Origin of the sequence: Nitratireductor sp. CH_MIT9313-5, assembly GCF_037029545.1 — a bacterium.
Classification (GTDB): domain Bacteria; phylum Pseudomonadota; class Alphaproteobacteria; order Rhizobiales; family Rhizobiaceae; genus Chelativorans.
The window spans coordinates 27,869-37,825 of sequence record NZ_JAYMER010000028.1 but is presented as its reverse complement, the minus strand read 5'-3'; the positions used below and the strand labels follow the sequence as shown (position 1 = coordinate 37,825).

Here is a 9,957-nt window from a genome sequence, read left to right as displayed (position 1 = left end):
TGGTTTCGATCCCGCGAAGGGTCGCGTCGCCAAGAAGGACGTAAAACGCTACAAAACCCCATCATCACAGCGCGTGATCCCGCTTCACCCGCTGATCCTGGATCTGGGTCTTCTGGAGCGGATCGAAGAGTTGAAGCAGATCGGGTGTCCATATCTCTTTCCGGAATGGAAGCCCTATCTAAAGCCCGATGGCGAAATTCGCTGGGGGCAGCCCATCACCAAGAGCTGGCAGCATCTGAAGGAAAAGCTTGGCATCACGCGGAGCGAGGTTACGCTTTACTCGACCCGCCATTGGTTCGCGGACCTCATTGACAACACGGACCTGAAGGATACGACGCGCAAGCGGCTGATGGGGCACTCGCGCAAGTCAGACATTCCCGCGCGCTACGGAGGAAAGAACCGCCTGACCACACGCGATCTGGCGCGCTTTGAGCAGGTAGCGTCTCTTGCACTGGATGCCATCACGCCAATTCTACTGGAAGCAAAAGAGAAGGCGGATGCGGGTGAGTTAGTTGTGCTGAAGCCTTGGCTGCAAGAGCGGAACTGGTCGGAGTACTATCAGGAGAAGATGATAGTGTAGAACTCACTGTTGATTGCGTAGAGAGATGGCCTCCACCGATTGTTGCCAATGTGCGTTCGGTGCGAAAATTGCTGCCGTTCTCCGCGCGGTTGGGAAAACTTTGCCTGAACCTCGAACAGGTACGGAAAAGAGAATCCGGAGCGGCAGCTTTGCGCCCCCATCTCAGACGTTCAGCCAGACTTTGCCTCCGCCTGAAAGCGGACGTAGCGATTGGACGGGATTGGGGTCAGCTTCGCGCCCGCTTCTCGGACACACAGGGGAATTTTCTTCTGAGCCCAAGAGCGGACATCGCACCTAGCGACTGCTCTGATTCACTCATTCGCATCCACTACGAGAGTGAACGCGAAACCCGGTAGTCTGACGGAATTGCATATCTTGAAGCATTCGCTTCTGCCATTCCACCTTTCGAACGTAACATTTCCGCAGAAGGTCCCCCTAATTCTTAGCTGAGGCCCTGCGTATTGATGTCGTTATTAGCCGCACCTTTGCTCATCCTGCGGCAAGCTGGACCTGCTCCACGCATATAATACCGCTCCGGGTGGTAGCGCCCCTGCCCTTGGCAGAGACGCTTCCAGACATTTGCGAGCTTTTTCCAGAAGTGTTGAATCATGGCCAATGCCTTCGCGTAGCACCTCTAGCTCATGCGGGTTCTACCAATGGCACCACGGTCCGCTTGCGCGCATTCTTGGTACGCAGTGTGCTTTGAACATACCATTCGAGCATCTGCTCTTTCAGCTCCTGCTTGACGGCCGCATATGCCGGGTCGTGCCAGAGGTTTCTTTTCTCCTTTGGATCAGCTCTCCTTTGGATCAGCGTCGAGGTCAAAGAGCTGACCGAACTCCTTGCCTGCAAAATGCACAAGCTTGTGTGACCTGGAGCGGACCATTGTCAGATACTCGGCGCCTGTGAAATTCACATCCTTGCCCTGCTCGCAATAAACATGTGTACGCCCTTCAAACGGTTTGCCTTCAAGAGCCAGATTTAGTGATTCAGCCTCAAAAGACACATCGGGCTCGACACCTGCGCATTCGAGGATGGTTGGCCCAAGGTCAAACAGCTGCACAAGCTCATCCACATTGCGTCCACCATCGAAGCGCTGTTGAGCACTGATGATGAGCGGCACGCGTGTCACCTCGTCATAGGGTGCCCATTTCTGACTCAGACCATGATCGCCAAGGCAATCACCGTGGTCGGAAGTAAAGGTGATGATGGCGTTCTCCAGACGACCCGCCGCCTCCAATGCGTCAAGAATTTCGCCCACTTCCCGCATCCGCAACCGGGGCGCCTTGCGCCAGAGCCCTCAGCGGCGACGCAGCCGCCAGCGCAGCTGTGCCGATCAGGAGCTTGTGGCGGGAAAACATGTCTTGGGTCATCTGATGTTCCTTTCGAGGTTGGATGTGTGGGCTGGCAGGTCAGAGGTCGACCCGCCTGAGCCGCAGGGCGTTGGTGATCACCGAGACCGACGACAGGCTCATCGCCGCCGCCGCGATCATCGGCGAGAGCAGAAGTCCGGTGACAGGGTAAAGCAGCCCGGCGGCGATGGGGACGCCAAGCGCGTTGTAGGCGAAAGCGAAGAACAGGTTCTGCTTGATGTTTCGCAGGGTGGCGCGGGCGAGCTTGCGCGCCCGCACGATGCCCATCAGGTCGCCGCCCAGCAGGGTGATGCCTGCGCTTTCCATCGCAACATCGGCCCCGGTGCCCATGGCGATGCCGACATCGGCGGCGGCGAGCGCGGGGGCGTCGTTCACTCCGTCACCCGCCATGGCGATCTTGTGGCCGTCGCGGCGCAACTGGTCGATCAGGTCCTTCTTGGCCTCGGGCAGGATGCCTGCGCGCACCTCGTCGATGCCGAGCTTGCCCGCCACCGCCTGCGCCGTGCGTTCGTTGTCGCCCGTCGCCATGATCACCCTTAGCCCTTGGGCATGAAGTTCCCGAATGGCCTGCGCGGTACTCTTCTTGATCGGGTCAGCGACCGCCACGATGCCGATGAGCGCGCCGTCAAGCGCGACGAACATCGCCGTCTTGCCCTCGGCGCGCAGGGTGTCGGCCTTTGACTCGGCCTGCGCGGTGTCGAGCCCCATCTCCCGCATCATCGCCGCGTTGCCTAGCGCCACCGCGCGCCCACCGACCCGGCCCTGTACGCCCTTGCCAGTGACGGCGTCGAAGTCCGTGGCCTCCTGACGCGGCGCACCCTGCGCCTCGGCTCCCTCGACAATCGCCTCAGCCAGCGGGTGTTCCGAGCCACGCTCCAGCGCTGCGGCCAGCGACAACAGGTCGGTCCCGGTGACGTCCCCGAGCGCAACCGTATCGGTCAGCTTCGGCTTGCCCATGGTCAGCGTGCCGGTCTTGTCGACGATGAGCGTATCGACTCCTGCCATGCGTTCCAGCGCCTCGGCGTCCTTGATCAGCACGCCCGCCTGCGCCCCGCGTCCCGCCGCCGTGGTGATGGAGATCGGTGTCGCCAGCCCCAGGGCGCATGGGCAGGCGATGATCAGCACCGAAACAGCCGAAGCGATGGCGAAGACGAGTGCGGGCTCTGGGCCGAAGATCGTCCAGATGACGAAGGCGACGATTGCGATGACGACCACGGTCGGCACGAATACCGCAGAGACCCGGTCAGCCAGACCCTGGATCGGCGCGCGCGAGCGCCGCGCGTTCGACACCATCGCGACGATCTGCGCCAGCACGGTATCGGACCCGACCTTGCCCGCCTCGATCACCAGAGAGCCGTTCTTGTTGATTGTGGCCCCGGTCACAGTATCGCCCGGCCCCTTCTCCACTGGCATCGACTCGCCGGTCAGCATGCTCTCGTCCAGGGATGATCGGCCCTCGATCACGACACCATCGACCGGGACCGCGTCGCCGGGACGGACGCGCAGCCGGTCGCCCTCCATGATGTTCTCCAGCGGCGCATCGTATTCAGTGCCGTCCGGCAGAATGCGCCGCGCGGTCTTCGGCGCCAGATCCAGAAGCGCGCGAATCGCATCCCCGGTGCGTTCTCGCGCTCGGAGTTCCAGCACCTGGCCCACGAAGACCAACGCGACGATCACCACCGCCGCCTCGAAATAGGTGCCGACGCCGTGGCCCATCCGGTACTGTTCCGGAAACACCCCCGGCAGGAACGTCGCGACGAGCGAGTAAAGGTAGGCCGCCGCCACGCCGATGCTGATCAGCGTCCACATGTTTGGGCTGCGGTTCACAATGGAGTCCCAACCGCGCCGGAAGAAAGGCACGGCGGCCCAGAGGATGATCGGCGTTGCCAGCACGAACTCGAAATAACTTGCGGTCTGATGCCCGATCCACTCGCGCACTGGCAGCGCGACCAGTTCACCCATCGTCAGGATGATGAGCGGCACCGCCGCCGCCGCCGAAATCCACATCCGACGCGTGAAGTCGGTCAACTCCTCGCTGGGTTCGTCCGATGGGACCATCGGCTCCAGCGCCATGCCGCAGATCGGACAGGACCCTGGCGCATCGCGAACGATCTCCGGATGCATCGGGCAGGTGTACTGGACGTTGGCCGGAGCAGCCTTCTTCTGCCGGGCGGCCCGGCCCGAAGCGTAGAACCACGGATCCGCCTTGAACTTCGTCTGGCACTTCTCCGAGCAGAAATGAAAGGTCTCGCCCTGGAACTCGGCGTGACGCCCGTCCGGCTTGACCGCGACCGTCATCCCGCAGACCGGGTCCTTTGCGGTATTCGCCCCCGCCGGAATGTCGGGCGCCGCGTGATGGTGATCGTGCTCCATAGTCTGCCAGCCTTTCGATCTCTTGTTTCAGCTTGCCGCTTCCAGCCGTTGGAAGCTCAAGCTCTTTTCAATGGTGGTCGTGAGCGCCTTCCAGGGCGGGATTCCGTGCGAGGAAGAGTCCGACGAACAGGAACACCAGCGCCATGCCGATCGCACCCAGGACGACGATCAAGGGGTCGGACTGCCATTTCATCGCGGCGAAGGCGGCCAGCACCACGGCATCAAGTGCGATTGCCGTCATCAACACCCAGCCCCGAGCGCCGATTTCTTCGCGCAGATGCCGGAACACGCCGAAGTGGATGATCATGTCCATCACCAGATAGAAGAAGGCCCCGAGCGAGGCGATGCGGCTGAGGTCGAAGAAGACCGTCAGGAAGCCTGCGATCACGACGGTGTAGACGAGTGTGTGGTCCTTGATCGTGCCTGGCATCCCGAAATGGCTGTGCGGGATCATCTTCATGTCCGTCAGCATCGCCAGCATCCGCGAGACGGCAAACACGCTGGCGATCAGGCCCGAGGCAGTTGCCACCAGCGCCAGCGCCACCGTTAGGTAGAAGCCGGTTTGCCCGAGGGCTGGTTGGGCCGCTTCAGCCAGCGCGTAGTCCTTCGCCGCCACGATGCGATCGAGCGGCAGGCTGGAGCCGACCGCGAATGCGACCAGCAGGTAGACGACGACGCAGATGGCGATGGACAGGACTATGGCCCGGCCCACGTTCCGATGCGGATTGGTCACCTCGGCGCCGCTGTTGGTGATGGTCGTGAACCCCTTGAAGGCGAGAATGGACAGCGCGACCGACGCCACGAACTCACCCGCACGAAAATCTCCGCCCGATGCTTCGAACGAGATGCCGCTGGCCCACAGACCGGCCGCCCCGAACAGCGCAATGCCGCCCACCTTGAGAATGGCCATGATAATGGACAGCAGCCCGACCGACCGGTTGCCAGAGACGTTCACGAGATAGGCGAAGACGATCAGCCCCACGCCGAGAACCGGCACGAGAATGCTGTCCGGATCGCCGCCGAAGGCTCGCAGGGTGTAGGTTCCGAAGGTGCGAGCGACGAGGCTTTCGTTGATGACCATCGACAGCGCCATCAGGAGAGCTGCGCCCGCCGCGACCGTCGTCGGTCCGTAGGCTTTCTTCAGGATCATCCCGATGCCGCCCGCAGACGGGTATGCGTTCGACATCTTGATATAGGTGTAGGCGCTGAAGGCGGTCACGATGGCGCCGACGACGAACGAGAGCGGGAAGAGAGGCCCGGCGAGTTCGGCGATCTGGCCGGTCAGCGCGAAGATGCCCGCGCCGATCATCACGCCGGTGCCCATGGCTACCGCACCAGGAAGGGTGATGCTGTTCTTCTGGTACTCGCTTCCGGTCATGGATTTCCCTTTTCAGGCTTTTGCAGCATGGCTACCCAAAGCAGTGGCAGGCCCGTCACGAGGCCGAGGCCAAGTACTCAGTCCGGCCGCGTAGCTGATCATGTCGAAGGACACGAAGGGCATCAGGCGGCTGGCAAAAACCGTCGCCGTCAACGCGGTCTGCGAGCCGAGAAGCCCGGCATCGACGCGATCATCGAACACCCGCCGCCAGACATCATACCCCAGAACCCGTGCGAGACCGAAGGCGATCAGCGCCCCGAGCTCGGCGCCGATGATAACCTGCACGGTTCCCCAGAGATGTCCGTAGGCCGCTCCGGCCGTCAGTGCGATCGGCGCGCTCGGGATGGGGCTGGCCACGACCGCGATGGTCATGAGCGTGACGATCAGGACCGGCCCCCAGAGACCCGCACGCGCCACCAGCGTTTCCAGAGGTTCGCCGTCCAGAAGTCCGCGAGCCTCGGCGAACACCGAGGGCGCGACCAACCAGATGCCGAGCAGTCCGATCCCGAGGATCGCAAGGCCAGTGAAGATGGCGGCGCGCAAGCTCATCTCAGATCGCCTCGACGGCTTTCGCCAGGAGGTCGCGCACCTCGCCCGCCACGGCCGTCAGTTCGGCGTTCTTGATCGCCTGCATCGACGCCACAGGGTCGATAGCGCTGACTTCCACGCCATCCTCGACTTCGCGCAGGATGACGTTGCAGGGCAGCATTGCACCAACGCGCGGCTCGATCCCGATGGCCTGATGCGCCATCTTGGGATTGCAGGCGCCGAGGATGCGGTAGGCGGGCATCTCGACATCTAGCTTCTTCTTCATCGTCGCCTTGACGTCGATCTCGGTCAGGATGCCGAAACCGTGGTCGGCGAGGGCCTTCCGCGCGCGAGCATCGACGTCGTCGATACCGGCGTCAGGGAACATTCGATTGATCGTGTAGGTCAATGCCAACTCCTTTTTTCTATTTCCGAAGATACTTGATCAGCGCTGCTATGGCCAAAACCAGCAGCACGAGGATCAGCAGGCCGAAGAGCCAGCCAAACCCCATTCCGAAACCCATTCCGGGGCCCATTTCGTTCCAGTTCATCATCTCTTCCTCCTGATTTTCAGCCGCAGGGTGCGTCTTTTGGCCGGCCCTCACGACAACATGGGGCAGGACAGACTAGGATCGGTGCCGGGCGGGGCGCACTGTCCGGACGCCCCGCCGGGATCAGACGGACGCCGTGACCGCGAACTCGGTCATCATCCCCGTCGCAAGGTGCGGCATGTGGTGGCAATGCAGCATCCATCGGGCGGCCTCACCGACATCGAGGGCGACATCGACCATCGACATCGGTGGCACGTGAACCGTGTCGCGCAGTGCACCGGCGACCCGACGCCCGTTCAGCCCGACGACCTGGAACACATGCCCGTGCAGATGCATCGGGTGGGCCATCATCGACATGTTGTGGAACGACAGCCCGACCCGCTCACCGCTGCGTGCGGTGATCGGCTGGTGCTGGCCCCAGACGGTCCCGTTGATCGTCCAGACATAAGGTTGCATCGAACCGCCCAGCATCAGCATCTGGCTGCGGTCCACGGGTCGATCCGGCAGAGCGTCCAGCGCGATGAGGCGCGCCTCCTGCGCCAGATCGGTGTCGAACGCGGGCGCCTCGGACCCCGCCATGGCATCGAGACGCCGCACTTCGGCACCCTGCGTGGCGAGGATCAGGCCGGTGCGTTCCCGCGCGCCTTCCCGCAGTGCAAGGATCGGCCAGGCGCCGCCTTCGTTCGGCAGGTCGATCTCGATGTCCAGACGCTGGCCCATCGCCAGCCCGAACCGCGAGCCCCCGAAATGCTGGACAGCGTGCCCGTCCACCGCGACCAGCCGCGCCTCAGCAACTCCGGTGTCGATCCAGAATACCGTCGCCGCGGCGGCGTTGATGACCCGAAGCCGGATGCGGCCACCGCGCTCAACCTGGACCACCTCCGGGTCCGACAGGGTCCGGTCATTGGCGAGATAGGCATCCCAGTCATAGTCGTTCAGGTCCATGGCCATGCCGCCCATCTGGCCGCCCATACCCATCATCCCGCCCATTCCGGGCATGTTGCCCATCGGCATGCCGCCCATGGCGCCGTGGCCCATGGCTCCGTGATCCATGCCCTGCATCGCCCCCATACCTCCCATGGGTGCGCCTTGATCGGGCACTGCACCGGCAGCATGGCCTGCGCCGTGTCCGCCGCCATGGCCAGCGCCGATTTCGGCGAGAACCTCCTCGGGAGACTTGAACGAGAAGTCATGCAGGAACATCACGACCTCCTGCCGGTCGGCGGTCAGGTCCTCCGGCGAGCGCACGATCAGCGGTGCTGCCAGAAGCTGCATCTCCTGCGTCGGCACATGGCTGTGCATCCAGTGGGTGCCCGGCCGGGTCTCGAAGTCGTAGGATCGGGTCTCACCCGGGGCGAGAAGGGGCATCGGCATGTCGGGCACGCCGTCCTGCGCATTCGGTGGGATCTGGCCGTGCCAGTGGATGATGGTGCCGACATCGAGATTGTTGGTCAGATCGACCCGGAACCTCTGGCCGGGGTCGAGGATCAGTCCCTGACCGCCGGGGCCGGCAAGCCCGAAGACCGTGGCAGCGCGACCGTCGATGTCGAGCGTGCGCGTCGCAGCGGAGAGGCTGATCGGTGCCACCGCCTGCGCAAAGGCGATGCGGGGCATCTGTGCAGCGCCAATGGCGGCCGCACTTGCGGCAAGAAAGCCGCGTCTTGAAAGCGTGTTCATTGTCGTCTCCTCGGGACTTATGTCCCGTTCATCAATACCGATGGGACGCCGCGGGCGTCGGCCCGGGCGCGCTCAGAGGAGACGGAGTTTCGGAGGACGTTCGTTCAGTCCCGGCGCGCGGCTGACGTGGATCGCCTCGGACGGAACGTCGTGACTGGTGGTGCCGTGGGTGTCCTCGGCTTCCCCTCCTGCCGACGTCAGGAAGGCCGAAAGGCCTGCGCAGACGAACTCGCACATCTCGGCGTCGGCCGACCCACAGTGCTCTCCAGCGTCACAGCCGAGGCCCGAAATGACCGGAGAGTGTATCATGTCGGCGACATGCATCGAGTGATCCACACCGGAATTCATGCTCATGCGTGTCGCATGCGCGGAGGTCACCGTCGTCACCACGGTGATCGCGAGTATGGCAAGCATGGTGACGACACGTTCGAGCATGCTGCAAAGATAGGCATTGCTCACGAGAATGTCCATTGTCGCAGGCGCCTCGCCGCTGGCACAACGTGATCTCGACCAAACGCGAATGTTATTCCGCAGTGATCGGGGACAGACGTCTTGAAAAAAGCTCTCCGAAATACTGTCGGGATCGGTCTGGTCGTCGGAGGTGTGATCCTCGCGGTCTTTGCTGGCTGGCGTTATGCCGGTACCGCATCCACCGCCGTGGCGTCGGCGGACATCATCGCGCAAGGACGCCAGATCTATGCGGATCAGTGCGCCGCCTGCCACGGCGCGGAACTGGAGGGCCAGCCGGACTGGCGCTCGCCGCTTCCGTCCGGCCGGTTGCCGGCGCCACCCCACGACGCCAGCGGCCATACCTGGCACCATCCTGACGACGTCCTGTTCCGGATCGTCAAGGAAGGCACCGCCGCCGTGGTCGGCGGCGGATACGAGAGCGACATGCCCGGCTTCGCAGACGTGCTGAGCGACGCGGACATCCGCGCCGTTCTCGACTACATCAAGAGCACATGGCCAGAGCGCGAGCGCCGATACCAGGAGAGGGTGTCGGAGGCAAACTGACATTCCCCATGGTCGTCGGCTGCTATTCGCGCGAGGCCCGTTCGCAGACCGAGTAGAGGAACGTCGCCGACCAGGTCAGCACCATGAAGCCGCCGAGCGACTGCATCATGTTGACCATCCGTATCGGCCCGCCTGCCTCGATCTGCGTGTACCCGAGCGTGGCGAAGTTGACGCCGGAGAAGTAGATCAGGCCGCTCCAGCATGGGTCGTAGCTGCCGTCGAGGCCTCCCACGCCCCAGCCCTGCAGCGCCCTGTAGACTGCGGCGAAAGCCAGGATTTCAATCGTGTGGAGCGCGAGCAGCCCGACGAACGCCACCATGATCGCGCCTGCGGTCTCTCGTTCGAGTTCGGCTTCATGGCCCGGACGGCCAATAGCCCCGTAGTGGTGCGCGACCAGAGGGCGGCCACCAGCGCGAAACCGAGCAGAAGCCCGATTCCAGTTGCAGCATGTTGAGCACTCGCGGCGGAACAGTACCCCGAGGT

At 63.3% G+C, this 9,957-nt stretch carries 10 protein-coding genes and 1 pseudogene; 2 read left to right on the top strand and 9 right to left on the bottom strand.

What is annotated here, in order from left to right; genetic code table 11:
• Positions 1 to 580, top strand: a pseudogene (locus WA367_RS16900) (site-specific integrase); the annotation flags it as partial.
• 793 nt (positions 581 to 1,373) lie between these two features.
• On the opposite strand, the gene WA367_RS16895 reads toward WA367_RS16900, so the two are convergent.
• The 8 genes from WA367_RS16895 to WA367_RS16860 form a co-directional block, all read right to left on the bottom strand.
• Positions 1,374 to 1,841: a sulfatase family protein gene (locus WA367_RS16895; protein ID WP_336057947.1), complete on the bottom strand. Its 468-nt coding sequence runs from the start codon at positions 1,839 to 1,841 to the stop codon at positions 1,374 to 1,376.
• A 151-nt stretch (positions 1,842 to 1,992) separates the two neighbouring features.
• Positions 1,993 to 4,326 (bottom strand): heavy metal translocating P-type ATPase, encoded by a 2,334-nt coding sequence (locus WA367_RS16890; protein ID WP_336057946.1) that lies wholly within the window; start codon positions 4,324 to 4,326, stop codon positions 1,993 to 1,995.
• A gap of 67 nt (positions 4,327 to 4,393) precedes the next feature.
• The gene (locus WA367_RS16885; RefSeq protein WP_036479702.1) at positions 4,394 to 5,704 is read right to left on the bottom strand and encodes an APC family permease; all 1,311 of its coding nucleotides are present in this window, start codon (positions 5,702 to 5,704) and stop codon (positions 4,394 to 4,396) included.
• A 12-nt stretch (positions 5,705 to 5,716) separates the two neighbouring features.
• On the bottom strand, positions 5,717 to 6,253 hold the full coding sequence (locus WA367_RS16880; protein ID WP_336057945.1) for a TVP38/TMEM64 family protein: 537 nt from the start codon (positions 6,251 to 6,253) through the stop codon (positions 5,717 to 5,719).
• 1 nt (position 6,254) lies between these two features.
• Entirely contained in the window at positions 6,255 to 6,641 is a 387-nt protein-coding gene (locus tag WA367_RS16875; protein WP_336057944.1) for a DUF302 domain-containing protein, read from the bottom strand.
• A gap of 16 nt (positions 6,642 to 6,657) precedes the next feature.
• Positions 6,658 to 6,786 carry a hypothetical protein gene (locus WA367_RS16870; protein WP_280113654.1) on the bottom strand — a complete coding sequence of 43 codons (129 nt, stop codon included), beginning with the start codon at positions 6,784 to 6,786 and terminating at the stop codon, positions 6,658 to 6,660.
• Positions 6,787 to 6,906: 120 nt separating this feature from the next.
• Complete coding sequence (locus tag WA367_RS16865; protein ID WP_336057943.1) at positions 6,907 to 8,460, bottom strand: multicopper oxidase family protein; 1,554 nt, start codon at positions 8,458 to 8,460, stop codon at positions 6,907 to 6,909.
• A 72-nt stretch (positions 8,461 to 8,532) separates the two neighbouring features.
• On the bottom strand, positions 8,533 to 8,931 hold the full coding sequence (locus WA367_RS16860; protein WP_336057942.1) for a hypothetical protein: 399 nt from the start codon (positions 8,929 to 8,931) through the stop codon (positions 8,533 to 8,535).
• A gap of 81 nt (positions 8,932 to 9,012) precedes the next feature.
• Here WA367_RS16860 and WA367_RS16855 point away from each other — a divergent pair, with 81 nt between their 5' ends.
• Positions 9,013 to 9,474: a c-type cytochrome gene (locus WA367_RS16855; RefSeq protein WP_209056293.1), complete on the top strand. Its 462-nt coding sequence runs from the start codon at positions 9,013 to 9,015 to the stop codon at positions 9,472 to 9,474.
• A 22-nt stretch (positions 9,475 to 9,496) separates the two neighbouring features.
• Here the strand turns inward: WA367_RS16855 and WA367_RS16850 are convergent, their stop codons facing one another.
• A complete protein-coding gene (locus WA367_RS16850; RefSeq protein ID WP_336057941.1) occupies positions 9,497 to 9,793 on the bottom strand; it encodes an ion channel in 297 nt (98 codons plus the stop codon).
• Between the last annotated feature and the right edge of the window lie 164 nt (positions 9,794 to 9,957).